The sequence below is a fragment of the Phytomonospora endophytica genome (assembly GCF_014202425.1).
Lineage (GTDB): Bacteria > Actinomycetota > Actinomycetes > Mycobacteriales > Micromonosporaceae > Phytomonospora > Phytomonospora endophytica.
This window is the reverse complement of the sequence record NZ_JACHGT010000021.1, coordinates 31,562-57,163: the sequence shown is the minus strand read 5'-3', so window position 1 is coordinate 57,163 and position 25,602 is coordinate 31,562. Positions and strand designations below refer to the sequence as shown.

At 70.5% G+C, this 25,602-nt stretch carries 28 protein-coding genes; 15 read left to right on the top strand and 13 right to left on the bottom strand.

Annotated features, from left to right (window positions below):
* The first annotated feature begins 68 nt into the window (after positions 1–68).
* Positions 69–1,154 (top strand): ABC transporter ATP-binding protein, encoded by a 1,086-nt coding sequence (locus HNR73_RS35255; RefSeq protein WP_184792396.1) that lies wholly within the window; start codon positions 69–71, stop codon positions 1,152–1,154.
* 52 nt (positions 1,155–1,206) lie between these two features.
* Here HNR73_RS35255 and HNR73_RS35250 read toward each other — a convergent pair whose 3' ends face one another.
* Entirely contained in the window at positions 1,207–1,653 is a 447-nt protein-coding gene (locus HNR73_RS35250) for a MarR family winged helix-turn-helix transcriptional regulator (RefSeq protein ID WP_184792395.1), read from the bottom strand.
* A gap of 92 nt (positions 1,654–1,745) precedes the next feature.
* Here HNR73_RS35250 and HNR73_RS35245 point away from each other — a divergent pair, with 92 nt between their 5' ends.
* The 3 genes from HNR73_RS35245 to mqnP all read left to right on the top strand — a co-directional run bounded on the left by HNR73_RS35245 (position 1,746) and on the right by mqnP (position 4,797).
* Complete coding sequence (locus HNR73_RS35245; protein WP_184792394.1) at positions 1,746–2,351, top strand: hypothetical protein; 606 nt, start codon at positions 1,746–1,748, stop codon at positions 2,349–2,351.
* Positions 2,352–2,440: 89 nt separating this feature from the next.
* On the top strand, positions 2,441–3,898 hold the full coding sequence (locus HNR73_RS35240) for a menaquinone biosynthesis decarboxylase (protein WP_184792393.1): 1,458 nt from the start codon (positions 2,441–2,443) through the stop codon (positions 3,896–3,898).
* The gene (mqnP, locus tag HNR73_RS35235) at positions 3,877–4,797 is read left to right on the top strand and encodes a menaquinone biosynthesis prenyltransferase MqnP (protein ID WP_221331291.1); all 921 of its coding nucleotides are present in this window, start codon (positions 3,877–3,879) and stop codon (positions 4,795–4,797) included. Before HNR73_RS35240 ends, mqnP begins: the two co-directional genes overlap by 22 nt.
* Positions 4,798–4,900: 103 nt before the next feature.
* On the opposite strand, the gene HNR73_RS35230 is transcribed toward mqnP, so the two are convergent.
* The 4 genes from HNR73_RS35230 to HNR73_RS35215 all read right to left on the bottom strand — a co-directional run bounded on the left by HNR73_RS35230 (position 4,901) and on the right by HNR73_RS35215 (position 9,199).
* Positions 4,901–5,305 (bottom strand): hypothetical protein, encoded by a 405-nt coding sequence (locus HNR73_RS35230; protein ID WP_184792391.1) that lies wholly within the window; start codon positions 5,303–5,305, stop codon positions 4,901–4,903.
* Between the two features lie 95 nt (positions 5,306–5,400).
* Positions 5,401–7,197 carry an Hsp70 family protein gene (locus HNR73_RS35225; protein ID WP_184792390.1) on the bottom strand — a complete coding sequence of 599 codons (1,797 nt, stop codon included), beginning with the start codon at positions 7,195–7,197 and terminating at the stop codon, positions 5,401–5,403.
* A gap of 110 nt (positions 7,198–7,307) precedes the next feature.
* Positions 7,308–7,964 carry a response regulator gene (locus HNR73_RS35220; RefSeq protein WP_184792389.1) on the bottom strand — a complete coding sequence of 219 codons (657 nt, stop codon included), beginning with the start codon at positions 7,962–7,964 and terminating at the stop codon, positions 7,308–7,310.
* The gene (locus HNR73_RS35215; protein ID WP_184792388.1) at positions 7,961–9,199 is read right to left on the bottom strand and encodes a sensor histidine kinase; all 1,239 of its coding nucleotides are present in this window, start codon (positions 9,197–9,199) and stop codon (positions 7,961–7,963) included. Before HNR73_RS35215 ends, HNR73_RS35220 begins: the two co-directional genes overlap by 4 nt.
* A 210-nt stretch (positions 9,200–9,409) precedes the next feature.
* Here HNR73_RS35215 and HNR73_RS40410 point away from each other — a divergent pair, with 210 nt between their 5' ends.
* Entirely contained in the window at positions 9,410–9,544 is a 135-nt protein-coding gene (locus HNR73_RS40410; protein ID WP_260337644.1) for a hypothetical protein, read from the top strand.
* Between the two features lie 173 nt (positions 9,545–9,717).
* Complete coding sequence (locus HNR73_RS35210; RefSeq protein WP_203686771.1) at positions 9,718–10,581, top strand: CPBP family intramembrane glutamic endopeptidase; 864 nt, start codon at positions 9,718–9,720, stop codon at positions 10,579–10,581.
* Here HNR73_RS35210 and HNR73_RS35205 read toward each other — a convergent pair.
* Positions 10,520–11,758, bottom strand: a complete 1,239-nt coding sequence (locus HNR73_RS35205; RefSeq protein WP_184792386.1) for an MFS transporter — start codon at positions 11,756–11,758, stop codon at positions 10,520–10,522. The genes HNR73_RS35210 and HNR73_RS35205 overlap by 62 nt on opposite strands.
* A 148-nt stretch (positions 11,759–11,906) precedes the next feature.
* Between HNR73_RS35205 and HNR73_RS35200 the strand changes: the two genes are divergently transcribed.
* The gene (locus tag HNR73_RS35200) at positions 11,907–12,233 is read left to right on the top strand and encodes a PadR family transcriptional regulator (RefSeq protein ID WP_184792385.1); all 327 of its coding nucleotides are present in this window, start codon (positions 11,907–11,909) and stop codon (positions 12,231–12,233) included.
* Between the two features lie 10 nt (positions 12,234–12,243).
* Positions 12,244–12,900, top strand: a complete 657-nt coding sequence (locus HNR73_RS35195) for an HAAS signaling domain-containing protein (RefSeq protein WP_184792384.1) — start codon at positions 12,244–12,246, stop codon at positions 12,898–12,900.
* Here HNR73_RS35195 and ccsB read toward each other — a convergent pair.
* From ccsB to hemL, 6 genes are all read right to left on the bottom strand, one after another.
* Positions 12,897–13,919 (bottom strand): c-type cytochrome biogenesis protein CcsB, encoded by a 1,023-nt coding sequence (gene ccsB, locus HNR73_RS35190; protein ID WP_184792383.1) that lies wholly within the window; start codon positions 13,917–13,919, stop codon positions 12,897–12,899. The two genes, HNR73_RS35195 and ccsB, sit on opposite strands and share 4 nt — an antisense overlap.
* On the bottom strand, positions 13,919–15,496 hold the full coding sequence (resB, locus tag HNR73_RS35185; protein ID WP_184792382.1) for a cytochrome c biogenesis protein ResB: 1,578 nt from the start codon (positions 15,494–15,496) through the stop codon (positions 13,919–13,921). Before resB ends, ccsB begins: the two co-directional genes overlap by 1 nt.
* The gene (locus HNR73_RS35180) at positions 15,493–16,194 is read right to left on the bottom strand and encodes a cytochrome c biogenesis CcdA family protein (RefSeq protein ID WP_184792474.1); all 702 of its coding nucleotides are present in this window, start codon (positions 16,192–16,194) and stop codon (positions 15,493–15,495) included. Before HNR73_RS35180 ends, resB begins: the two co-directional genes overlap by 4 nt.
* Positions 16,195–16,411: 217 nt before the next feature.
* On the bottom strand, positions 16,412–17,011 hold the full coding sequence (locus HNR73_RS35175) for a TlpA family protein disulfide reductase (RefSeq protein WP_239122302.1): 600 nt from the start codon (positions 17,009–17,011) through the stop codon (positions 16,412–16,414).
* 1 nt (position 17,012) lies between these two features.
* Positions 17,013–17,648: a histidine phosphatase family protein gene (locus HNR73_RS40405; RefSeq protein WP_239122307.1), complete on the bottom strand. Its 636-nt coding sequence runs from the start codon at positions 17,646–17,648 to the stop codon at positions 17,013–17,015.
* Positions 17,649–17,680: 32 nt separating this feature from the next.
* The gene (hemL, locus tag HNR73_RS35170) at positions 17,681–18,979 is read right to left on the bottom strand and encodes a glutamate-1-semialdehyde 2,1-aminomutase (RefSeq protein ID WP_184792380.1); all 1,299 of its coding nucleotides are present in this window, start codon (positions 18,977–18,979) and stop codon (positions 17,681–17,683) included.
* A gap of 257 nt (positions 18,980–19,236) precedes the next feature.
* Between hemL and HNR73_RS35165 the strand changes: the two genes are divergently transcribed.
* From HNR73_RS35165 to HNR73_RS35155, 3 genes are all read left to right on the top strand, one after another.
* Positions 19,237–20,118: an acyltransferase family protein gene (locus tag HNR73_RS35165; protein ID WP_184792379.1), complete on the top strand. Its 882-nt coding sequence runs from the start codon at positions 19,237–19,239 to the stop codon at positions 20,116–20,118.
* A gap of 90 nt (positions 20,119–20,208) precedes the next feature.
* The gene (locus tag HNR73_RS35160) at positions 20,209–20,388 is read left to right on the top strand and encodes a hypothetical protein (RefSeq protein ID WP_184792378.1); all 180 of its coding nucleotides are present in this window, start codon (positions 20,209–20,211) and stop codon (positions 20,386–20,388) included.
* A gap of 186 nt (positions 20,389–20,574) precedes the next feature.
* On the top strand, positions 20,575–21,018 hold the full coding sequence (locus HNR73_RS35155) for a hypothetical protein (RefSeq protein ID WP_184792377.1): 444 nt from the start codon (positions 20,575–20,577) through the stop codon (positions 21,016–21,018).
* Between the two features lie 64 nt (positions 21,019–21,082).
* On the opposite strand, the gene HNR73_RS35150 is transcribed toward HNR73_RS35155, so the two are convergent.
* Positions 21,083–22,780, bottom strand: coding sequence for a glycoside hydrolase family 10-like protein (locus HNR73_RS35150; protein WP_184792376.1), 1,698 nt, complete (start codon positions 22,778–22,780; stop codon positions 21,083–21,085).
* A 121-nt stretch (positions 22,781–22,901) separates the two neighbouring features.
* Between HNR73_RS35150 and HNR73_RS35145 the strand changes: the two genes are divergently transcribed.
* The 4 genes from HNR73_RS35145 to HNR73_RS35130 all read left to right on the top strand — a co-directional run bounded on the left by HNR73_RS35145 (position 22,902) and on the right by HNR73_RS35130 (position 25,593).
* The gene (locus HNR73_RS35145; protein WP_184792375.1) at positions 22,902–23,852 is read left to right on the top strand and encodes a DUF6528 family protein; all 951 of its coding nucleotides are present in this window, start codon (positions 22,902–22,904) and stop codon (positions 23,850–23,852) included.
* A gap of 11 nt (positions 23,853–23,863) precedes the next feature.
* Positions 23,864–24,805 carry a DUF6528 family protein gene (locus HNR73_RS35140; RefSeq protein WP_184792374.1) on the top strand — a complete coding sequence of 314 codons (942 nt, stop codon included), beginning with the start codon at positions 23,864–23,866 and terminating at the stop codon, positions 24,803–24,805.
* 39 nt (positions 24,806–24,844) lie between these two features.
* Positions 24,845–25,192 (top strand): nucleotide pyrophosphohydrolase, encoded by a 348-nt coding sequence (locus HNR73_RS35135; RefSeq protein WP_184792373.1) that lies wholly within the window; start codon positions 24,845–24,847, stop codon positions 25,190–25,192.
* A gap of 227 nt (positions 25,193–25,419) precedes the next feature.
* Positions 25,420–25,593: a hypothetical protein gene (locus HNR73_RS35130; protein ID WP_184792372.1), complete on the top strand. Its 174-nt coding sequence runs from the start codon at positions 25,420–25,422 to the stop codon at positions 25,591–25,593.
* The last annotated feature ends 9 nt before the right edge of the window (positions 25,594–25,602 follow it).

The window sequence follows — 25,602 nt, the reverse complement described above, 5'->3', positions numbered from 1 at the left end:
TAAACAGGCGGGGCCGTCACCTTTTACTCGGATCGTCCGGCACGTTCCTGCCGGTGGAAGGAAACATCATGGCCACGGTGACCTATCAGGGCGCCTCCCGGATCTACCCGGGTACCGAGAAGCCGGCCGTCGACAAGCTCGACCTGGAGATCCAGGACGGCGAGTTCCTCGTGCTCGTCGGCCCCTCCGGCTGCGGGAAGTCGACCAGCCTGCGCATGCTCGCCGGTCTCGAAGACGTCGACGAGGGCTCGATCCTCATCGACGACAAGGACGTCTCGAACCTCCCCCCGAAGGCCCGCGACATCGCGATGGTCTTCCAGAACTACGCGCTGTACCCGCACATGACGGTGTACGAGAACATGGCCTTCGCGCTCAAGCTGCGCAAGACCCCCAAGTCGGAGATCGACGCCCGCGTCAAGGAGGCCGCCGAGCTGCTGCAGCTTGAGGACTACCTCAAGCGCAAGCCGAAGGCCCTGTCCGGCGGTCAGCGTCAGCGTGTGGCCATGGGCCGCGCGATCGTGCGCCAGCCGCAGGTCTTCCTCATGGACGAGCCGCTGTCGAACCTCGACGCCAAGCTGCGCGTCCAGACCCGTTCGCAGATCGCCTCGCTGCAGAAGCGCCTCGGCGTCACCACCGTCTACGTCACCCACGACCAGGTCGAGGCCATGACGATGGGCCACCGCGTCGCGGTCATGCTCGACGGTCTCCTCCAGCAGTGCGACACCCCGCGCGCGCTCTACGAGACCCCGAAGAACGTCTTCGTGGCCGGCTTCATGGGCTCCCCCGCCATGAACATCAAGACGGTCCCGCTGACCGCCGAGGGCGCGAAGTTCGGCGACGTGACGATCCCGCTGACCCGCGAGCAGGTCGAGGCCGCCGGTGTCGGCGACGCCAAGACCGTCACGGTCGGCATCCGCCCCGAGCACTGCAAGCTCGGTGAGCACGGCATCCCGATCGAGGTCGAGCTGGTCGAGGAGCTGGGCTCCGACGCCTTCGTCTACGGCCACGCGCAGCTGGGCAACGAGAACGGCGCCGAGCGCTTCGTCGTCCGCGCCGGCAGCGGCCTGCTGCCGCAGCTCGGCGAGACGGTGTTCGTGCAGCCCGAGGTCGGCAAGGAGCACGTCTTCCACGCCGAGACCGGCGACCGCATCTAGGTCTCACAGCTCTACGAGGGCCGCATCCCGCCAGGGGTGCGGCCCTTCGCCGTCACAGGCGGAGTTTCCCGCGTGCGCGGAGGTTTCCCGCGAGGAGTTCCAGGGCGCCGAGGAGTTCGGCGACGGCCTCCTCGTCGATGCCCACGACGGTCTCCTCGGCCAGCCTGGTCCAGACGCGTTTGAGTGGGCCGATGAGCTCGCTGCCCCGCTGGGTGAGGCTGACGACGCGGGCGCGGGCGTCGCCGGCGTCGGAGGCGCGCTCGACGAGCCCGGCGGTCTCCAGCTTGCGGACCATGACCGTGATGCTCGGGGGCTCGCAGTTGGCCTCGACGGCGAGTTCCTTCTGGGTCTGCGGGCCGTGGGTGGCCAGCGCGAGCAGGACGGCCTCGTGGCCGGGGTGCAGGCCGAGTTCGGCGAGCATCGAGGCGGCGAGGGCCCGGTGCCGGATGGCGATCGTGCGGATCGCGGTGTTGAGCGCGTCGGCGCGGGCGAAGTCCATGGAATGTCCCCTCTTGCGCAAGGATAGTTAGTCGCATAACCTTTAGCCGAGTAACCATTATGCGGATAACCAATTCTAGACCGGAGATCACCGTGACCGCTCACGAGTACGAGAAAAGCTTCGCCGAGGCCTGGGCCGACCCCCGCCACACCCTGATCCACCTCCCCGACCTCGACGTCAACGCCGTCCTCGCCGAACGCTATGAGGTCGCCGAGCCCTTGACCTTCACCCGCACGATGCTGTGGGACATGGAGGTCCGCAAGGCACGCCGGCCCGACCTGTACATCCCCGTCGCCGACAAGGCCTCGGTCCGCTCATGGGGCGATGATCCGACCTACACGCGGGTGTCGGAGCAGTGGCTGTGGAAGGACATGTCGTCCTCCGGCCTGATCATCGAGAAGACGCACCTGAACCACGAGACGCGGACGGTGACCTTCCTGGGCGCGGCCGAGGCGGTCGACGACCGCGGCGAGACCGTCACCGCGACGACCGCCCAGCCGCTGTTCCACGTCGAGCACGGCGCCGCCGGGACCGAGGAGCGGCCGCTGAACACGTGGAGGCTGGTGTCGCTGACCGACGCGCCCGACGGCGGTGAGCTGTCGAAGGTGTTCGACCAGATCATGGGGCCGTACCTGCCGCCGTTCCTGGAGTACTACATCGAGAACGTGCTCAAGATCGGCTTCAGGCGGCGCGGGTGAGCGGCGCCGGGCGGCGCTCCGGCGTCTCCCGGCTCACCCCCGCCCGGCGCGCCCGATCATCCGCTCCGGGGATCGGGTTCAATAGCGCCATGGCCAAAGGCTTCCCGTACGCAGACCTCCCCGAGTTCCTGACCGCCCTGGAGCGCGACGGGGACCTGCGCCGCATCACCGCCCCCGTCGACCCGGCTCTTGAGATCAGCGAGATCACCCAGCGGGTCGTGCGCGCGGGCGGCCCGGCCCTGCTCTTCGAGAACCCCACGCGCGGCGACATGCCCGTCGCGATGAACCTCTTCGGCAACGTCGACCGCATGGCCAAGGCCCTCGGCGTCGGTCACCTCGACGAGATCGGCGCCCGCATCGGCGACCTGATCAAGCCCGACCTGCCGATCGGCTGGTCGGGGATCCGCGACGGGCTCGGCAAGCTCATGCAGCTCAAGTCGCTGCCGCCGAAGAAGACCAGGAGCGCGCCCTGCCAGGAGGTCGTCTACAAGGGCGACAAGGTCGACCTCAACCGCCTCCCCGGCCTGGTGACCTGGCCCGGCGACGGCGGGATCTTCCACAACTACGGGCTGACCCACACGCGCCACCCGGAGACGGGCAAACGCAACCTCGGGCTGTACCGCCTTCAGCAGCACGACCACCGCACCCTGGGCATGCACTGGCAGATCCACAAGGACTCCACCGCCCACCACGCCGTCGCCGAGCGGCGCGGGGAGCGGCTGCCCGTCGCGATCGCCTTCGGCTGCGACCCGGTCGTGTCCTACGCGGCCTCGGCCCCGCTGCCGGGCGACATCGACGAGTACCTGTTCGCGGGTTTCCTGCGCGGGCAGCGCGTCGAGATGGTCGACTGCCTGACCGTCCCGCTCCAGGTGCCGGCCAACGCGCAGGTCGTGCTGGAGGGCTACGTCGAGCCGGGCGAGCGCCTGCCGGAGGGGCCCTTCGGGGACCACACGGGCTTCTACACGCCGGTCGAGCCGTTCCCGGTGCTGCACGTCGAGACGATGACGACGCAGAGGAACCCGATCTACCACTCGATCATCACCTCGCGCCCGCCGCAGGAGGACCTGGGCCTGGGCAAGGCGACCGAGCGGATCTTCAAGCCGCTGATCAAGCTGATGATCCCCGACATCGTCGACATGAACATGCCCGAGCCGGGGGTGTTCCACAACGCGCTGGTCGTGTCGATCCGCAAGCGCTACCCGAAGCACGCGCAGAAGGTGATGAACGCGATCTGGGGGCTGCACCTGCTGTCGCTGACGAAGCTGATCGTGGTCGTCGACGAGGACTGCGACGTGCAGGACCTGCGCGAGGTCGCGTTCCGGGCCTTCGGGAACGTCGACTACAAGCACGACCTGCTGCTCACCGAGGGGCCGGTCGATCACCTGGACCACGCGTCGTACCAGCAGTTCTGGGGCGGCAAGGCGGGGATCGACGCGACGGCGAAGCTGGTGACGGAGGGCTACACGCGCGGCTGGCCGGAGATGACGGTGATGTCGCCGGACATCGTGGCCAAGGTCGACAAGCGCTGGTCGGAGTTCGGGCTGTGAGCGCCGCGGCCGTGGCCCGCACGAACCCGGTGCGGGCGTTCACGAAGCTCGTGGTGATCGAGCACTCGGTCTTCGCGCTGCCGTTCGCCTACCTGGCGACGCTGACGGCGATGTACGTCGAGCGCCCCGACTCCGGCGGGTGGGTCCGCTGGTGGGATCTGCTGCTGGTGACGGTGGCGATGGTGTCGGGCCGGACTTTCGCGATGGCGGCCAACCGGATCATCGACCGGCAGATCGACGCCCGCAACCCCCGCACCGCCCAGCGCGAACTGGTGACGGGCGCGGTCAGCATGCGGACGGCGTACGTCGGCAGCGCGGTGTCGCTGGTGGTGTTCTTCGCCGCCGCCGCGCTGCTGAACCCGCTGTGCCTGGTGCTGTCGCCGCTGGCCGTGGTGCCGATGATCGTCTACCCGTACGGGAAGCGGTTCACGTACTACCCGCACGCGATCCTGGGACTCGCCCAGGCCGTCGCCCCCGTCGGCGCCTGGCTCGCCGTGACGGGCACCTTCGAGGGCTCGGGACCGGCGTGGGTTCTGGGCATCGGCGTCGGACTCTGGATCGGCGGCTTCGACCTGATCTACGCCTGCCAGGACGTGGCGGCCGACCGCACGAACGGCGTGAAGTCGTTCCCCGCGAAGTGGGGCATCGCCGCCTCGCTGCACACGTCGAGCGTCGTGCATGTGGTGACGTTCGGGTTGTTCGTGTGGTTCGGCGCGCTCACCGGGTACGGCCCGCTGTGGTGGGTCGGCCTGGCCCTGGCGGCGGCGGCGTTCGTCTACCAGCACGTGATCGTGCGCCCGGGAGACCTGTCGAAGGTGAACCGGGCGTTCTTCACGTCGAACGGGTTCGTGGGGATCGCGCTGTTCGTGTTCGCGCTGGCGGATCTGGTGACGCGGTAGGAAGACCCACCACGAAGACCACGACCACGGGAACCGTGGTGTGGGCAGCGTAAGGCGGCGCCGGCCGCATCGCGAGCGCAGCGACCCGAACGAGCACAGCCCCTCAGCTGTCCCAGGCGAACCCGTCGTCGTTCCAGGCGTCCTGCTCGTCGATCTTCGACAGCGTCACGGCGATCGACGCTCCCGGCGTCTCCGCCGGTACGTGGACGGTCGCGGTGAGGGCCCTGTCGAGGCTGGCGACGCGGAAGGTGCGGCCGCCTTCGCCGTCGGGGGAGCTGCCTTCGATCTCCAGATCGGCGACCGTGGGCGGGACCCATCCGAGGTCGTCGCAGCGGGCGCGGACGGCGTGCACGGCGAGGAGTTTGCCTTCGGCTTCGCTGCCCGCGACGACCGCGGTGGGGCCGTTGGCGACCATGTACTTCACCGTGGTGAACGCGAGGTCGCCAGGGGCGTTGTCGGGCGGACGGGCGCCACCGGACGGCTGGAGAACGGGCTCGGCGTCGGTCATGTGCACACGGTAGCCGGTCGCGGCCAGGGCGGGTAGGGGCGAAGATCTCGTTGTCGTGGGGCGAGGTCGCGTGTTTTCGGTGCGCTCGCGGCAAATCAGCCCATGGCGTCGAGACCCAGGGCGAAGCCGCCGAGGACGGCGGCGAACGCGCCTCCGAGGAACCAGCGGGTGACGGGTGCGACGCCGACGCGGGGTCCGGCGCGGTACCAGTCGGCGACGGCGTCGGTGAAGAGCAGTTCGAGTGCCGCCACGGCGAGGAGGGTGCAGAAATAGTGCGCGGTGGCGACGTCGTCGTCTCCGAGGGCGGCCATGCCGAGGGTGGCGACGCTGAGTGCGGCGGCACCGACGGCGAAGACACCGGTGAGGACCCACCGCATCCCGGGGACCCGGATGCGGTGGAGCAGCAGGAGTCCCCCCGCGATGATCATGGTGATGATCCGCGAGACCTCGACGAAGTCCACCATGTCGTGGTCGAAGCCGCCCTCTTCACGCCAGCCGTAGTCGGACTCAAGGTCCCCGCCGAGGAACGGGCCGATGGCGACGACACCGAGCAGGCAGGCGGCCAGGATCCACAGCGCGATCGGGCCGAAGCGGTCGCTGATGCTCTGGCCGGTGAGCGAGGGCCGCCCGGGCGCCGGGTGGGCGGCCTGGACGGGCGGCGGGTACGCGGCAGGGTCCGGCGGACCCGCGGGCGGCGGATAGACCGGCTGCGGGGCCGGCGCCGGGTAGACCGACGGCGGGTACACGGGCGCGGCCACCGGCGGTCCGGTGGGCGGCGGGTACACCGGCACGGCCTGCGCGACGGGAGGCGCCGAGACCGGCGTGGCCTGCGCGGGAACCATCGGCGGCACGGGCACCGGCGCCGGCGCGCGGCCGTCGGGCATCGAACCACGCACGACGACCTGCTCCAGGTCGTCGGCGGCGACGGGTGCGACGCCGAGGGCCCGGTGCAGGAGCGTCGCGACGAGCGGCATCCGGCTCGCCCCGCCGACGAGGAAGACCCCGGCGAGTTCACCGGGCGCGACGCCGGAGTCGGCGACCACGGCCTGCGTCACCGTGACCGCGCGCGCCAGCATGGGCGCGGCGAGGGCGTCGAGCTCCTCGCGCGTGACGTGCACGTCGGCGCCGCCGGGGACGTACAGCTCCGCCGACGCCCTGCGCGACAGGCTCTCCTTGACCCGCCGCGCGTCTTCGCGGAACAGCCACTCCTCGCGGGCGCTGATCGCTCCGGCCGTCTCCCCCGGTTTGACGTGGTCGATGAGGGCGTGGTCGATGTCGACGCCACCGAGATTGTCGAGACCGTCGACGGACAGGACCTCGAAACCGTCCGTGGTGCGGCGGACGACGCTCGCGTCGAAGGTGCCGCCACCGAAGTCGTGGACCGCGACGGCCGCGCCGACCGGCACGTCGAGGTGCAGCGCGTTCGTGTAATACCTGGCCGCGGCGACCGGCTCGGGCATGAGCCGCACCGTCGGGAACCCCGCCGCCGACGCCGCCTGCGTCAGGACCCGCCTGCGCGTCGGCCCCCACGACGCCGGGTGCGTCAGCCCCACCGACGGCGGGACCGCGCCCGCGACCTCGACACAGCGCCGCCGTACCAGGCCGAGCACGGCCGCGAACAGGTCGCCGACCGGGTACTCGCGCTCGCCGAGCAGGACGGTCCCGTCGTCGACACGGCGTTTGGGGTGCGGTTCGCAGCGGTCCGGTCGCATGCGGGCGGCCTGGAGCGCGTCGGAGCCGACGATGAGGCGCCCGTCCTCCTCGGCAAGGACGGCCGACGGGAGCAGCGGCGAGCCGTCGAAGAGGAGGGGTTCGACGGAACCGTCGGGCCGGGTGAGGGCGGCGACGGTGTGCGAGGTGCCGAAGTCGATGCCGAGGTGCGTGGAGGGCATGCCGGACAGCCTAGGGGGAGGCGCGGACGAGCGGAACGTCCATACGGGACGGTCCGCGCGCACGCGCGTGCTACCCCGGGATCCGCGCGGTGCGGCCGATCCTGGAGCGTTCAGCCCCCGGGTGTGACGAAGCCCGACTCGTAGGCCATGACGACGGCCTGCGTCCGGTTGTCCGCGCCGAGTTTGGCGAGGATGTTGCCGACGTGGGTCTTCACCGTCTCCAGGCTCACGTAGAGGCGCCCGGCGATGTCGAGATTGGACAGACCGGATGCCATGAGCCGCAGTACGTCCAGTTCGCGGCCGGTGAGCGGGGCCGAGCCGGGCGAGCCGTTCGGCGGGCGGCCGGGACGGGCGGCGGCCAGGCGGCGGATGGTATCGGGGAAGAGGACGGACTCGCCGGTGGCGATGAGGCGCAGGGCGTGGGCGATCTGGGCGGAGCGGGCTCGTTTGAGGAGGAAACCGCTGGCCCCGGCGTGCAGTGCGTCGTAGACGTACTCGTCGTTCTCGAAGGTGGTGATGACGACGACCTTGGGCGGCTCGGGCAGTTCCCGGCGCAGCAGGCGGGTGGCGGTGATGCCGTCCATGCCGGGCATGCGCACGTCCATCAGGACGATGTCGGGGCGCAGTTCCACGACCATGGGCAGGACCTGGGAACCGTCGGCGGCCTCACCGACGACGGTGAGGTCGTCCTCCGTGGACAGCAGGGCACGCAGGCCGGTGCGGGTGAGTTCGTCGTCGTCGACGACGAGCACCGAGACCGGGCTCATGCGCCGGCTCTCAGGGGAAGGCGGGCCGCAAGGCGCCAGTGCGGTCCGTCCTCGGCCTCGACGGGGCTGAAGGTGACCTCGCCGCGCAGGAGGCGGACGCGGTCGACGATGCCGACCAGGCCGTGACCGCCGCCGTCCCGCTCGGGACGGAGGGCGCGCTGCTCGATGGGGTTGCTCAGCTCGACGTGCAGCCAGGGACCCGAATCCTCGACGCGGACGCTCACCGGGACCGGCCCGGCGTGCCGGACGGCGTTGGTCAGCCCTTCCTGAACGATCCGGTAGGCCTCGCGCGAGACGGTCGAGGGGACCTTGTCGAGCCTGCGGCTGACGACGGCGTCGACGGCGGTGCCGGTCTGCCGGACGTGCTCGAAGAGCGCGGGCAGGTCGACGAGGGTCCGCTCCGGGGCCTTGGTGGCGGTGCGGCCGTCGCGGAGGATGCCGAGGACGTGGTCGAGGTCTTCGAGCGCGGTGCGCGAGGACTCCTCGATGCTGTTGAGCGCGCGACGGGCGGTCTCGGGGTCCTGCTCCATGAGGCGCCCGGCGACGGCGGCCTGGATGGTCGAGGTCGTCAGGGTGTGGCCGATCGAGTCGTGCAGCTCCTGCGCGAGCCGGTTGCGCTGGGTCAGCACGGCCGTGCGCTCTTCGAGGACGGCGACCTTCTCGGCGTTGCGCGGGCCGAGCAGGACCGGCGCGAGACGGCGCTGGGCGAAGGTCACCAGGGTGCCCGCCGCGGCGAGCAGGACCAGGTAGAAGGCGGCGACCGGCAAGGTCCACACCCCCTCGACGCCACCGCCGACGGTGATCTCCATGTCGAAGTAGGCGAGCTTCCCGCCACCGCTCGCCCACACGAACATGGGTGTGAACGCGGCCAGCACGAGGATGAAGGCCGCCGACGCCAGCAGCCCGCCGCCGAGGGCGTGCAGGACCGTCCAGGCCGAAGTGCGGAAACGGTTCGGCCAGCCGCCGCCCGCCGGGCGGGGCAGGGACGTCCCGAGCAGGCGGTTGCCGAGGCGGACGTGGAAGGAGCGGATCGGGTCCGGGAGGCCCAGCGCGGCGATCAGCACGGTCCACACGACCGCGAAGGCGAAGACCCCCAGGGGTTTAGGTGAGCGCACCGCGAGCGCGAACACGAGGGCGACGGGCAACGGGAGCATGCCGAGGACAAAACCGGCCAGACCGTGGATCCAGCCGTTGAAGGCGCGCACGCCGACCAGGGCACCGAGGAGTTTCCGCATGACAAGAAGTGTGCGTGAGACGTCAGGCGCGCACCTCCCTCCAAGGAGGGAAAACCGCTCGCCCAGGTCATACCAATGACCGAGGTCACCGTGGGGCCCACCGGCGGTAGCGGCGAGCCTTTCTGCCGGTTCACGACGCGCGGATCGGTGCGATGGTGGAGGTACGGCGCCCGCGGGGATGCGCGCGCCACACGGAAGAGGAGAAGGATCATGGGGGACCACGACGGCACGGGAACGGCTCCGGTGGGCGACGACTACACCGGTCCCACGGGCGACCCCGCCGAGGATGACTACACCGGTCCGACCGGCGAGCCCGAGAAGCCCGCCCCGGACGCGGACGAGTAGATCGACCCGCGCCGACGGTCACGATGATGCCGCGACCGTCGGCGCGTCTCCCTCTTCCGAGCGAGCGGTTCCCGGCCCTTTCGCGGGAGGCCCGATCCCCCTCTCACGCGCGATGCGCGCGACCCCCTTCGGCGGCGACGCTGTCCCGGTTGCCGTCGACCGGAAGGACGCACGTGTCCGCTTCACTTCTCGCCAGGCACAAGGGCCTGGCGGTGTTCCTGCTCATCTCCTTCGGGGCCACCTGGGGCTACCAGTTCTTCGCACGGCTGGTCCTCGACTGGTCCCTGGTCAATCCCCTCGCACAGCTGCCGATGGCGTTCCTGCCGGCGATCGCGGCCTTCGTCGTCCGCAGGTGGGTGACGCGCGAGGGCTTCGCCGACGCCGGCCTCAAACCGCGCCTGCGGAAGGCCTGGTGGCACTACCTGGTCGCGTGGCTGGCGCCGCTCGCGATCGCCGTCGCGACCTGCGTCGTCGCCGCGGCCACCGGGCTGTGGACGCCCGACCTGTCGGCGCTCGACGGGTTCGGGATCCCCTGGTGGGCGGTGATCCTGGGCCTCCAGGCCCTCGTCATCGTCCTCATCCCGATCTACTGGGGCGAGGAGTTCGGCTGGACGAGCTACCTGCGGCTGCGGATCTACCGCGGCCGGCCCGTCGCCGCGACCGTCGCCACGGGCCTGATCTGGGCCGTCTGGCACTATCCGCTGGCCTTCCTTGGCTACGCCGAGTACTCCAACGTCGCCCTGGGCCTGCTCGTGTGGACGGCCTCGTTCCTGCTCCAGGAGATCATGCTGAGCTGGCTGCGGATCCGCAGCGGCACGATCTGGACGGCCAGTCTCGCCCACGCCGGGAACAACATGGTCCTGTCGCTGCTCACCGCGACCCTGCTCACCGCCGGCGAGGGCGGCGAGCTCGACGCGATCGTCGTGACCCTGCTGATGCTCGTCCCGATGGGCGCGCTGTGCCTGTGGATCGTGCTCAGTGGGCAGCTGTCGGCACGGAAGGAGGCTTCGGCGCGTCTGACGGAGTCGAGAGTCTGATCGCGCCCGGCACCAGCAGTACGGCGTAGGTGCTCACCAGCAGCACGACCGCCGCGACGATCCCGAACACTCCCATGCCGACCGCCAGCGCGACGGCCGGGATCACCGCCTTGGCGACCGGGTCCAGGCAGAACGTCAGGAGGTGCTCGATGCCGAACACGCGGCCGTGCACCTCCGGCGGGAAGGCCCGCGACAGCGCCGACAGCCAGAAGACGAAGAAGGTGGAGATCCCGGCCCAGGCGAGGAACGCGATCGCGCAGAAGGCCCACAGCGGCACGTTCCAGACCAGGCAGACGGGCAAGGCCGCGCACGGCACCAGCGCGTTCATCGCGAGCAGACCCGGCCGCTTCGCCTTGATCCGCCCGGAGATCAGCGAACCGGCGAGCGCGCCGACGAAACCAGCGGTCATGATCCAGCCGTAGGCGCCTTTCGGGTAACGCTCGGCGGCGACGATGGCGGTGAGGATGTAGTTGGGCGCGAAGAGGAAGAAGACCTGGATGGTGCCCTGCACCATGATCGCGGTGGCCCAGCGGTTGCGCAGCACGATCCGCACGCCTTCGCCCGCTTCCCGGAACACCGCGGCGATCCCGCCGCCCGAGCCGCCGCCGGTGACCGCCGGGAGCCGCAGGAAGAGCAGGGTCGCGAGGCTGACGGCGTAGGTGCCGAGGTTCACGACGAGCGCGACCTCGGGGTTCACCGTCGCGATCAGCAGTCCGCCGAGTGCCGAACCGGCGGCCATCCCGATCCGTTTCGTGGCCGAGTCGAGCGCGTTGGCGCGTTCCAGGAGTTCCCCGGGCACGATCTGCGGCATCGCGGCCCGGTGCGCGGGCTGGTAGAGGCCGGTCCCGACGCCGATCACGCCCGCCGACAGCAGCAGTGCCCATAGTGGACCGTTCGCGCCGAGCGCGAGATAGGCGCCCACCCCGAGGATGCAGAGCACGTCGGACACGGCCATGAGCATGCTGCGGGAGTACCGGTCGGCGAAGACCCCGCCGAAGATCGTGCAGAAGGCGCCCGTACCGGCCTGGGCGGCCAGGACGTAGGCGAAGTCGGTGCCGCTGCGGTGCGTCAGCAGCAGACCGGGCAGCGCCACGACGGTGACGCCGACGCCGACGACGCTGGTGGCCTGGCCGAGCCAGAAGGCCTGGAAGCGACGGTCGCGCAGGAGGGGGAGCACGGCTGACTCCGGTTCGCAGAGGAGTGGACCAGGTGATCATGTCCCCCGCTCGGCGACCGGGGCAAGCGAGAAAACGGCGGCTCGCCGGTCCCGTCGATCACTAGTGCGCCATTGACACTATTCCGCATTGCGAAGTAGCCTGTCCCCTGTGGACAGAACGCAGCTGCTCAAAGGAGTGCTCGACATCGCCGTGCTCGCCGTGCTCAAAGACCAGGACGGCTACGGCTACGACATCCTGCGGCGCCTGCGGCAGGCCGGTTTCACCGACGTCGGCGACGCCTCCGTCTACGGCACCCTGCGGCGGCTCTTCCAGGCCGGCCACCTCGTGACCTACGTCGTGCCCAGCGACTCCGGACCGCACCGCAAGTACTACTCGCTCAACTACTCCGGCCGGGTCCAGCTCGACCTGGCCGCCAAGACCTGGACCGAGTTCGCCGACACGATGGGCGACCTCCTCGGCAACCGAGCCCGCTAGGAGAATCCGAGTGAACGTCACCGGCACCCGCGACGACGAGATCGCCCACTACATAGCCGCCGTCGAGGACGCGCTGTCCGACCTGCCGCCGCACGTCCGCGGCGAACTGATCGGCGACCTCATCGACCACCTCACCGAGGTCGCCGGCGAGATCACCACGGCCGTCCCGCTCGCGACCCGCCTGGGCCCCCCGGAGGCCTACGCGTCGGAACTCCGCTCGACCCTGCCGACGACGGCCGACACGGGAGCGCGGATGCCGCAACCCGCCTTCGCCGGAACCGCCATGGTCGCCGCCGCACCACCGTCGACAGTGGACTGGCACGCCGTCGCCGACCGCGCCGACGGCTTCCTCGGCGAGCTCTTCGCCTACCGCCGGGCCACGGACATGCTCTACGCGCTACGGCCCGGCTGGTGGGTGGCGCGCGCGCTCATCTTGAGCGTCGGGCTCGCGCTGTTCCTCATGGGGGACTTCTACTTCTACGTGCAAGACTCGCCGGTCATGTTCGTGGCCGCCGCGTTCACCTTCGCCGCCGTGGTCCTCTCCATCCGGCTCGGGCGGAAGACGTCCCCGGCGGCCCGCTTCACCGGTACGGCGGTCAACCTGTTCACCGTGCCGGTGCTCGTGATCGCCGTACTGCACGAGCTGAACCCGCTCTGGGCTTTCTAGACCCCCGCGTAGGAGTGCAGCCCGCTCACCACGAGGTTCACCCCGAACAGGTTGATGATCATCGTGACCCAGCCGAGCACGACGATCCACGGCGCGAGCTTGCGCCCGCCCGGGCCGGTCGCGCGGGCGTGCAGGTAGGCGGCGTAGACGACCCACGCGATGAAGGACCAGATCTCCTTGGGGTCCCAGCCCCAGTAGCGGCCCCAGGCGCGCTCGGCCCACACCGCGCCCGCGATGACCCCGAAGGTCCACAGCGGGAACGCGAAGACGTGCAGCTTGAAGACCAGCCGCTCCAGGTTCTCCACCGCCGGGAGCCGCTCGCCGAGGGTGATCGGGAAGCGCGGTTTCCTGCCACTGCCCTCGACCTGGTCGTAACGGCGGCGGATGATCTGGAGCGCGGCCGGCACGAAGCCGACCATGAAGATCCCGCTGGCCAGCACTGCGGCGGTGACGTGGATGGCGATCCAGTAGGAGTTCAGCGCGGGCACCAGCGGCGCGGCCTCGGTGTAGAGGCGGGTGGCGGTGCCGAGCAGGAGGATCGCGACGAGCGTCGTGAACAGCCCGAGACGGCGGGCGGCCAGACCGGTCGCGACGACGACGAGCCAGGTGCCGACACCGACGAGGCAGACGGCGATGATGAACTCGTACATGTTGCCCCACGGCACGCGCCCGACCGACCACGCACGCAGGACCAGGCAGCTCAGGTGCAGCGCGGCGCCGATCCAGGTGAGCCACAGGGCGACCACGCCGGCGCGGTTGGCCTGGTTCATGGTGATGCCGAGGCGTTCGGCGCGTTCGTCGACGTGCCCGTCCTCGCCGTCGTCCACATCGGACGTTTCGGCGTGGTCGGGTCCGCCGGCTCCGGCGAGGACCTTCGACCGGGCCCCGGCGACGGCGGCGGCCTTGCGCCCGAAGGCGTACTCCAGGGCGTATCCGAGCATCGCCACGGCGTAGAACACGATCGTGGCGACGAATAGCTTGTCGGCGGTGTTGGCGAGTGTCGCATCCACGTCGGGCATTAAGACTCCTTGGCCTTGGCGACGAGTTCGCCGAACTCCGCGGCGAAAGTCTGGTTCTCGGTACGGGGCAGGCCGCCCGCGGTGACGTCGTTCCCCTTGACGCGGAACCACACCCGGCGGCGCTTGACCAGCAGGGACGGCAGCAGTCCGGCGAGCAGCGCCACCGACGACCACAGGACGATCCCCTCACCGGGGTCGGAGCGGGTCTGGAGCACGGCGTACTGCTGGAGCTCCTTGAAGGTGACGGTCCCGCCCGCGACGGCCTTCGACTCGCCCATCCTCAGCAGGAAACCCTCGCCCTCGGCCTGCAGCGCGCCGGAGGCGACCTGCTGCCGGTCGAGCGCGTAGACCGACCCGGGCTTGCCCCGGTCGAGGCCGGTGTCGCCGACGTAGGGGAAGAGCATGACGGCGGGGTTGTTCGGTTCGGGGAACAGGGAGCTGGTGTACGGGGGTTCCTCGGGCGCCGTCGGCATGAACATGCCCTCGAAGGCGACCTGCTTCGTCTTGTCCCGCACACCGTCGGGGGTGATGTTGGCGTCGGGGAAGATCGCCACGCCCTCGCTGAGCATCGACGGGTTCATCGCCAGGAAGGGCGTGTTCGAGGTCTGCACGTTGCCGTACTGGTCGGTGAACTCGATGATCGGGACGTACCCGTGGCCGAGGAGATAGACGTTGTTCCCGTCGAGCCGCAGGGGTTCGTTGACCTCAAGGTGGAACGTCTCGTCCGGCATGCCGCCGCCCTCGCCGTAGAGGAGCTCGGCGGAGTACTGGATCGGCTGGCCGTTGTCGAGGTAGTCGGCCTTGAAGGACGCGAGCTCGATGCAGAACTTCGGCAGCTCGGCCGGGCTGACGTTCGGGCCGAGACCGTAGTCGTCGTACTGCTGGAGGTTGTTGCAGAAGGCGTTGTCGGGGCCCTCGCCGAGGACCCGGTTGCCGTGCCAGCCGAACAGGGCGCCGAAGGCGACCCCGATCAGCAGCCCGACGAGCGCGAAGTGGAAGACCAGGTTGCCGGTCTCGCGCAGGTAGCCCTTCTCCGCGCTCAAGGTGACCGTGCCGTCGGCGTGCTCGCGGACGACCGTGCGGTACCGGCGCGAACGCAGCAGGGTCCGCAGGCGGTCGACCACATCGGCGCCCTCGGCGGCGTCATCGGCCCACGAGGCGTTCTCGGGCATGAGGTCGAGCCGCGCGGGCGCGTCGGGCGGACGGCGCCGGAGGGCGTCGAAGTGCTCGCGCAGGCGCGGGACGAGGCAGCCGATGAGGGAGATGAACAGCAGCCCGTAGACGGCGGCGAACCAGGGTGCGGCGTAGACGTCGAACATCCACAGGTGGTCGAGGAACTTCGCCAGGCCCGGGTTCTCCGCGAAGTACTTGTTGACGTTCTCGACGTTGACCGTGCGCTGCGGCAGGATCGAGCCCGGGATCGCGCCGACGGCGAGCGCGAACAGCAGGATCAGCGCCGTGCGCATACTGGTCAGCTGGCCCCACCACTTGCGGGCGACGGCGAGCGGCCGCTTCCACACCGGACGCTTCCGCTTCGGCGAGGCCGCGCCCGGGCGCTCCTGCACGTCGACGCTCATATGCCCACCTCGACCGGCCCGACCTCGGCCCGCAGCCAGTTGTTGAAGTCCATCCACACGCCGGTGACCAGCGCGAGGCCGACCAGGATCAGCAGGACCCCGCCGACGGCGGTGACCCAGCGGCTGTGGCGGCGGATGAAGGAGAAGACCCCGAGGAACTTGCGGAACCCGAGGCCGAAGACCAGGAACGGCAGCCCGAGCCCGAGGCAGTAGGCGACGGCGAGGACCACCCCGCGGCCCGACTGGCCGGAGATCGCCGACATGCCCAGCACGGCGCCGAGCGTCGGCGACAGGCACGGCGTCCACGACAGCGCGAAGACCGCGCCGAGGACGGGCGCGCCGATCAGCCCGGCGTCGGGGAGCTTGCGGTTGGTACGCCACATCCCGCGCGTGCCGGGGATGACGCCGAGGAACACCACGCCGAGGGCGATGATCGCCACCCCGACCCAGCGCTCGACCGTCTCCTGGTTGAGCAGCAGCGTCTGCCCGATCGCGGCGAAGGCGAAGCTCAGCAGCACGAAGATGACGGTGAAGCCCGCGATGAACAGCGCGCACCCGGCGATGATCCGGCCGCGACGCTTCCCGGAGTCGAGGTCCGACCCGGCAAGGCCCGTCACGTAGGAGAGGTAACCGGGCACCAGCGGGAGGATGCACGGGGAGGCGAAGCTGACCAGCCCGGCGAGCGCCGCCACCGCCATGGCGATGAGCAGCGGGCCGCCGGTGGCGATCTCGGAGAATCCGTTCACCGGGGCCTCCTCTCAGCGCGCGAGGCTAGTGGGACAAGTTCGACACATCGTAGAACCATGGTGGGGGTGATCGACTTTCAGGTCCACGTGCGCACGGTCAGCTCGCGGACGTCGAGGGTGCGGGCTTCGCGCGGACGTCCGCTCTGTTCGATGGTCGCGGCGAACATATTCACCCGGAACCCGAGGGGATCGGGCGCGGCCCCGCCTCCAGTGCGATCTGCTCGACGGTCGGCTGGAGGCCGGAGGCGAGCAGCGCCTTGCGGAAGACGGCGGCGATGCGGCCTTCGCGGTCGATGACGATGGTGGCGGGGATGGTCGTCGGTGGAACGTCGGCGAACTGCATCGCCAGGCGGCCCGACGGGTCGAAGAAGCTCGGGTACGGCACGCCCAGGCCCTGCTCGAAGGCCTCGGCCTTGCTGCGCTCGTCGCGGATGTCGATGCCGACGAACTGCACGTCGAGGTCGGCGGTGGCCTCGGCGACGGCGACCAGTTCGGGGCCTTCGGCGCGGCACGGCGGGCACCAGGAGGCCCAGAAGTTCACGACGATGACCTTGCCGGGGTAGGCGGCGGCGATGTCCAGGGCGTTGCCGGCCAGGTCCTCACCGGACAGCGCCGGGGCCTTGGGGCGGTCGGCGGGGTCGTCGTAGAGGGTCGTCTGCCCGTCCTGGCTGACGAAGCGCTGCTGGTTGGTGGCGGCGTCGCCGCCCGAACCGCAGGCGGACAGCAGGAACAACGCGGACAGCGCGAGGCCGAGGGATTTCAGTCGCACGTCAGGCGCCCTTGGCCTGGGCGGCGGTCGCCGACTGCGCGACGAGCGCGGCGGCCGGTTCGTCGTAGCCGATCCCGACCAGCTTCGAGCCCTCGAAGTGGAAGGACGTGAGGCTGGCCAGGGCGCACTGGCGGCGGCGCGGGTCATGCCACAGGCGCTTGCCCTCGGCGTAACGGCGCAGCGTCCAGATCGGCAGCTGGTGCGAGACGCACACCGCCTCATGGCCCTGCGCCTTGACGCGCGCGGCGTGCAGCGCGGTGAACATGCGCTTGGCGATCATCCGGTACGGCTCGCCCCACGAGGGCGTGAACGGGTCGCGCAGGCGCCACCAGTTGCGCGGGCTGCGCAGGGCGCCGTCGCCGACCGAGACGACCTTGCCCTCGAAGAAGTTCTCCGACTCGATGAGGTCCTCGTCGACGGCGACCTGCGTGGCGAAGAGTTTCCCGAAGGGCTCCGCGGTCTGCTGCGCACGCTCCAGTGGGGACGCGACGACGTAGGTCACGTCGCGTCCTTCCAGGGATCGCGCGGCGACCTCGGCCATCTGCTCGCCGAGGGTCGACAGCTTGTAGCCGGGGATGCGCCCGTAGAGGATGCGCGCCGGGTTGTGCACCTCGCCGTGGCGCAGCACGTGCACCACGGTCCGGTCGTCGCTTTTGGGTTGAGCTGTGCTCACGGTGCGACCTTAGCCGCAGCACGCGCGGCGTACGGGAGAGCGTCGGCGATCTGTGCGACGGCCTCGTCGTCGAGGGCGCCGGAGACGAACCAGGCCTCGTAGGCGCTCGGGGGCAGATAGACCCCCTTTGCCAGCATTTCGTGGAAGAAGGCGCGGTAGGCGGCGACGTTCTGGGCCTGGGCACCGGCGAAGTCGGAGACGTCGTCTGCGGTGAAGAACACGCTGAACATGTTCCCGGCCCGCGACAGGCGGTGCGGGACACCGGCCTCGGTGAGGGCGGCGACGGCGGCCTCACCCAGGGTCTGGGAGACGGCGTCGAGCTTGGCGTAGAGGTCGTCGTCGCAGAGCTGGAGGGTCGCGAGACCGGCGGCGCAGGCCAGGGGGTTTCCCGACAGGGTGCCCGCCTGATAGACCGGGCCGGAGGGCGCGAGCATGTCCATCAGTTCGGCGCGGCCGCCGAAGGCCGCGGCGGGCAGGCCGCCGCCCATGACCTTGCCGTAGGTGAACAGGTCGGCGGTGTCGCCGGAGAACCCGGCCCAGCCGTTCTTGCTCACCCGGAAGCCGGTCATGACCTCGTCGAGGATGAGCAGGGCGCCGTTGGCGCGGCACAGCTCGGCGAGCTTGCGGTTGAACCCGTCACGGGGGGCGACGACGCCCATGTTCCCGGCCGCGGCCTCGGTGATGACACAGGCGATCTGACCGTCGTGCTCGGCGAAGATCTTGGCCACGGAGTCGATGTCGTTGTAGGGCGCGACGATCGTCTCGTCGGTGCCGACGACGCCCGGCGAGTCGGGCAGCGCGAGGGTCGCCACGCCCGACCCGGCCGCGGCCAGGAGCGGGTCGACGTGGCCGTGGTAGCAGCCGGCGAACTTGATGATCTTGGTGCGGCCGGTGGCGGCGCGCGCCAGGCGCAGCGCGGTCATCGTCGCCTCGGTGCCGGAGTTGACCATGCGGACGCGCTCGACGCCCGTGCGCGCGACGAGCTCCTCGGCGAGGTCGACCTCGCCGGGCGTCGGCGTCCCGAAGGACGTGCCCTTCACGGCGGCGGCGGTCACGGCGTCGATGACGTGCGGATGCGCGTGGCCGAGGATGAGCGGGCCCCAGGAGGACACCAGGTCGACGTAGGTGTTGCCGTCGGCGTCGGTCATGCGGCAGCCTTCACCGCTGACCATGAAGCGGGGATCGCCGCCGACCGAGCGGAACGCCCGGACCGGGGAGTTCACGCCACCGGGCACGACCCGTGCGGCGCGGTCGAAGAGTTCTCGCGACTTTTCGGTGCTCTGGATGTCGGCCACTGGCGGATTGTCGCAGCCGTCCCGGGGATAAAAGCTGAGAGGGGCGGACTGTAACCGCCTTCACATTTTCGTCGGCTACCCTCCCCCGATGCTCAAAAGCCGTAATGAGCACCTTCCCTCACTAACCGGCATGCGCTGGTTCGCCGCACTCCTCGTCTTCGGGCTGCACGTCCACGTTGTGCGGTACTTCGACGGCGACGGAGCGGGGCAGCAGGTGCGCTGGCTGTGCGGGGGCTGTGCAATCCCCCTACCGGGAAGTGTCCTTCTTCATCCTGTCCGGCTTCGTCCTCGCCTGGTCCGCGCGTGACGGCGACGACCCCGTCCGCTTCTGGCGACGCCGGCTCGCCCGCGTCTACCCCGTACACGTCGTCACCGTGGCCGCCGCGCTCCTGCTGGCCCTCCAGCTCATCCCCGGACTGATCCCGACCGTCGAGGCGGCCACCGCGAACTGCCTGCTCGTGCACAGCTGGGTGCCCGTCGCCGAATACGACCAGTCGCTCAACCCCGTGAGCTGGTCACTGGCCTGCGAGGCCTTCTTCTACCTGGCCTTCCCGCTGCTGTTCCGGCTGACCCGCAGGCTGCGAGCGCGGTGGCTGTGGGCGGTCGCGGCCGCGTCGACGGCGATCGTGCTGCTCGCGCCGCTGTTCCTGGAACCGCGCGTCGTCTACTTCTTCCCGCCGGTGCGGCTCGCCGAGTTCGCCCTCGGCGTCGCCCTGGCCAGGCTCGTGCGGCTCGGGGCATGGCGCGGCGTCGGCTACCCGATCGCCCTGGCGGTGACCGCCATGGGCTACGCGACCGCGGCGGTGTTCTCGCCCGGGCCCTTCCGCTACGCGGCCTGCACGGTCGTCGGCTTCGGACTGCTCATCGTGGCCGGCGCGGTGTCCGGCCTGGACGGGAGACCCTCGCTCGTGCGGCACCCGCTGATGGTGCGGCTCGGCGAGCTGTCCTGCGCGTTCTACATGGTGCACATCCTGGTGATCCGCACCGGCGAGTACGTGTGGGCGCGACATCCGCAGCCGGGGGTGTTTCCCGCGCTGGGACTGACGGTCCTGGCGGGTGGGATCTCCCTGGCGCTGTCGTGGGCGCTGCACGAGTGGGTGGAGCGGCCGGGACGGCGGCTGATGCTGAGAGGCGCCTGAGTGATCGCCCGGCGTGAGCGCCGGACTTCGTACGCTGGATCCAAGGGGTGCGCGCCCTTCCCACACCACACGGGGAAGGAAACCACGACGATGAGCGACAAGACCGGCTCCACGCCCGCCGACGGTTACCACGACAGCGGCGTCGACGAGGGCTACCACGACAGCGGCGCCGAAGACGACGCCGCACCCGCCGACGGTTACCACGACAGCGGTGTCGACGACACCGGCAAGGCGGACTCCACGCCCGCCGACAACGCCGACGGGGCCTAGCGGTGAAGCGGCGGCGCCGTGCCCGGGCGGGGACGGCGCCGCCGCCTCTCCGGCGAGTTCTCCCACCGGCGGCCGGATCCCGCGCGGCGCACCCTCGCCACCGCGTGCCCCCACGGCCGCCGCCGATTTTCGTACCCTGAGTCCACGAGGGTGCGCACCCTTCCCACCACACGGGGAAGGAAACCCATGAGCGACACCGCACGAATCCGCCTGCTGGCGGGCATGATCTTCGCCGCGCTGGCCGCCATCGCGGTCATCGCGTTCACGACACCGGGCCGGGCCGGGGCCCGGGCGGCCGTCGACCACGGCGACCCGTGGGACTCCAACGGCGGCATCGTCGAACACCGGGACGGCGTGAGCTGGACCGACTTCGTCTGGCCGGCGAAGTCGGCACGCGACGGCGAGGGCGGCGACTCCGATCGCTGGGACGCGTCCCAGGGCGCCGAGGGCCGGTCGAACGCCGCCGGATTCCGCAACACCGCGCTGTTCGGCATCGGCGCCGACGGCGAGCGCAACAACGGCGACCCCTGGGGCACCGCCGGGTCCGACAACACCCACTGGGGTTCGGCCGGCACCGACGGCAGCGGCGAGATCAGCGCCGTCCCCGCCGACGGCGTCAGCTGGACCTAGACACCGAGAAGCGGTGCCACCCCCGTTCCGTGCCCAGACCGGGGGCGGCACCGCCGGATTGAGACTAGACCTTGCGCGCCTTGCTGATCTTGCTCTCGGTCCACACGCCGTTGTAGGCGGTCACCACGTAGGTGTACTTCTTGCCCTTGACGGCGGTGGCGTCGACGAACTTGCCCGCGTCGGCGTGCACGCGCCCGACGAGCGCGGTCGCGTCGGCGATGTCACCGGCCTCGACGTGGCGGCGGTGCCCGTCGAAGCGCCACACCGCGAACCAGCTCGCCTCACGGCGTCCGTGCCCGCCGCCGTGGCCACCGTGGCCGCCGTGCTCGTCACCGCAGCCGAAGCGCAGCTCCAGCTTCCCCTCACGCCAGCGCGAGTCACTGATGCGGGGGGTACCGGGACGGCGCAACCGGCCGTCGGAGGGCGGAATCAGCGCGGGACGCTGGTAGTGCGTGTCCCGGATGATGCCCATGGCGTTGAGCTCGTTGGCGCGCACCGACTTCGCGGAGAAGTAGATGTTGCCGTCGACGTCGGCCAGCTCGCGGCCCATGACCACGTGCCGGTCGAGTTCGTGCGCGTCGTTGTTCCACTCGGGCGACTGGGTGGAGGCGTTGACCTTGTAGGTCGCCTCGCCGATGAACAGCTGGACGTTCGTGCCGCGGCACACCTCGTCCCACCAGCGCACGATCTTGCCGTAGCTGGCGACGGCCAGGGAGTCGGCCCAGTAGACCTGCGGAACGATGTAGTCGATCCACTCCTCCTTGACCCACTTGCGGGTGTCGGCGGACAGGGCGTCGTAGGTCGGCGCACCGGCGGCGGTGTCGGACCCGAGGACCGGGTCGTCGGCCTTGTTGCGCCACACGCCGAAGGGGCTGATGCCGAACTTCACGTTCGGCTTGTTCTCGCGGAGACGGTCGGAGATCGCCTTGACGAACAGGTCGACGTTGTGGCGGCGCCACGCCTTCTTGTCGGTGAAGTCGCCGCCGTACTCGGCGAAGGTGGCGTCGTCGTTGAACTGCTGCGTCCCGACGGGGTAGGGGTAGAAGTAGTCGTCGAAGTGGACGCCGTCGAGGTCGTAGTTCTCCGCGGCGTGGCAGATCGCGTCGACGTTGTGCTGACGCGCCTCGGGCACGCCCGGGTTGAAGTAGAGCTGCCCGGTGGCGTCGGCGGGGTAGGCGACGACCCAGTCGGGGTTGTCCTTGGCGGGGTGACCGTCGACGAGCTTCGACGGGTCGGTGCCCACGTCGCCGCTGACGGCCTTCATGGAGATGCGGAACGGGTTGAACCAGCCGTGGATCTCCAGGCCGCGTTTGTGCGCCTCGTCGACGGCGTAGGCGAGCGGGTCGTAGCCCGGGTCGGTGCCCTGCGCGCCGGTCAGCCAGCGCGACCAGGGCTCGTGGGGCGAGGGCCAGAACGCGTCGGCGGTCGGGCGGATCTGGAACATGACGGCGTTGAAGCCGTACGCGACGGCCTCGTCGAGCCAGCGGATCAGCTCGGCCTTCTGGGTGGCGACGTCCAGACCGGGGCGGCTGGGCCAGTCGATGTTGACGGTGCTGGCGATCCAGGAGGCGCGCAGCTCGTGCTTGGGGAACGCGGGGTTCGGGGCGGCGGCCGCCGCGGCGGCCTCCCCGGCCTCCTCGGCGTGCGCGGCGGTGGCGCCGGCGACGAGCGTCGTGGCGCCCAGGGCGGCGATGCCGACGCCCGCTCCGGTGCGGAAAAGGGTGCGGCGCGCGGTGCCGGAGGCGGCGTCTTCGGTGGGCATGGGGTGGTAGTCCTTTCGTCGGCTACCCGCAGGGTAGAAAACCTTCACCTCGCGGTCAAGGATTCGAGCTTTTCTTCGGCATACTGAGATCACCTTGCCCCTTGTAGACGAAGGTTCCCCCGTGAAGCGACGTACTCTCCTGTCCGCCGCCGCCCTCGGCGTCCCCGCTGCCGCGCTCCTCGGATCGGCCCCCGCGCAGGCCGCGGCCACGTTCTCGGTGGTCGGCACCGAGCAGATCCTCAACCGCCTGATGATGTGGAACAAGGACACCCCGTTCACCGACGAGAACCTGGAGTGGTCCTGGTCGCCGGGCGTCGGCGGCTGGTTCAACCTGTCCGACGCGCGCTTCCGCCGCATCCCGCGCATCGGCGAGGTCGCCCTCGCGGCGGCGTCGGGCGGCGACGTCGGTGTCGTCGAGAAGAAGCACGGTGTGCGCGAGCAGGGCCTCGACGACCTGCTCTGGTCGGCCGCGCCCGGCGGGAACCCGCACGCCGCCGAGTACGTGCACCCCGTCGGCGCCGTGGTCACCGCGAGCTCCTCGAACGGGCAGGTCGCCGGCGGCTACCTGTGCGTGTACGCGCCCTCGCACCCGCGGAAGATCGAGACCCTCGAACAGGTCCAGGTCATCCCCTTCAAGGGCGCGCACGGTGTCCTGTGGGACCCGGAGGGCGACGTGCTCTGGGCGATCGGCGACAAGGTCGTGCGCGCCTACGAGGTCACCGGCGAGCGCCGGGACGTGCGCCTGGTCGACACCGGCCGCGCGGTGCCCCTCGCCGGGCTCGGGCACGACCTGCAGCCCGACTACACCGACCGCGGGAAACTCTTCGTCACCGACACCTACGGCGTCCACCACATCGACAAGGCGACGCTGACGGCGGCGACCGTCTCCGTCGAGGACTCCGTGAAGGCCTACTCCCGTCACCGCTGCGGAGAGGACGTCTCGGTGCGCGCCGACCTCGTCGGCGAGAAGACCTGGGGCAGCCCGACCGTGCGTTTCTCGCGTTCGCCGTGGCAGACGCGCGAGGGCGCCGAGTTCTACAAGGCACGGATCTACACGACCCACTACCAGTAAGGGTTTCCCGAATGAAACGTCGCACGCTTCTGGCGGGCGCGGCCTTAGCCGCACCCGCGTCGTTACTCCTGGGTTCGCCGGCGAAAGCCGCGACCTGGTCGATCGCGGCCACCGAGCAGGTGTCCAACAAGGTCCTGATGTGGGACAAGGACGTCGCGTTCAGCGACGCGAACGTGCAGTGGAGCTGGACCCCCGGCGCCGGGGGTTGGTACAACCTGTCCGACGTGCGCTTCCGCAACACCGCGTCCTTCGGCGAGGTGGCGCTGGTCGCCGCGTCGGGGGGCAACGTCGGCATCGTCGACAAGACCACCGAGCAGCACCAGGAACTCAACGACCTGCTGTGGACCGGTTCGCCCGGCGGAAACCCGCACGCGGTCGAACGCATCCCCGACATCGGCGCGATCGTGACGGCGTCGTCGTCGGACGGGCTGCTCGCCGGCGGCTACCTGTGCGTCTACGGGCCGACGGCGATCAGCAACCCGAGCACCCTGGCCAGGGTGCAGACGATCGCGTTCAAGGGCGCGCACGGGGTGCTGTGGGACCCGTCGCTGGGCCACCTGTGGGCCGTGGGCGACAAGGTGCTGCGGGCGTACAACGTGACGGGGACGTACCGGAACACGCGGTTGGTGTCGGCGGGGAAGTCGGTCGCGCTGTCCGGGCTGGGCCACGACCTCCAGCCCGACTACAGCTCGCCGGGGCACCTGTTCGTCACCGACACCTATGGCGCCTACCGCGTCGACACGGCGACGCTGACCAAGACCACCGTGTCGACGGAGGGCTCGCTCAAGGCGTGGTCCCGCCACTCCTCGGGTGAAGACGTCTCCGTCCGCGCCGACGGCACCGGCTCACGCACCTGGGGCAGCCCGACCGTGCGGTTCTCCGTCGGCGCCGACCGCACCAGGACAGGGGCCGAGTTCTACAAGGCCAGGATCTACACGACGGCGTTCGAGTAGCGCGACGGCGTGCGAGGTCGGCGCGCCTATCATCCGGGGATGTCTCTGGATGCCCTGACCGCCGACCTCCGCGCCTTCGCCGCCGAACGCGGCTGGGAGAAGTTCCACCGGCCGAAGAACCTGGCCATGGCCCTCGCCGGTGAGGTCGGCGAACTGGTCGCGGAGTTGCAGTGGCTCACCCCGGAGGAGTGCGAGTCGCTGACCGACGCCCAACGCGACGCCGTCGGGGCGGAGATGGCCGACGTGCTCATGTACCTGACACGCCTCGCCGACGTCCTGGGCGTGGACCTGGAGACGGCGACGCGCGCGAAGATGGCGCGGAACGCGGGGAGGTTTCCGGTGCCCGGGCCCGGGGAGGAGGCGTCGGTGGTGCCGGTTCAGGCGTAGATCTCCTTCGGCGGTGGCGACGCGCCACCGAAGCCAGCCGCGGCGGTCGCCAAATGGACGGCCCCCGTCTTGTGAATCGCCTTGAGAGCCGCGCTCGGATCTCCCATGACCCTCCCCCCGGCTTCGCGAAAGCGAATGCCGTCCACTCTCCGCGAGCGCCAGGTCACGCGAGTTCGGGCTGGGCGAAGCACGAAGATGCGCAAGACCACGGCGTCAACGCGGCCTCCATGCCGTTCCCGAAGGCGATCACCGACGCCGAGGTCGACCGGCTCCAGCATGAGACGGACCTCATGACGGAACGGTGCCTGCTGTTCGTGGCGTGCACGAGGGCACGGGAGCGCCTGCACGTGTCCTGGGCCGATACGCCCAGCCGCTTCCTGGTGGAAGCGGGCGTCGCGTGAAGCCCCCTC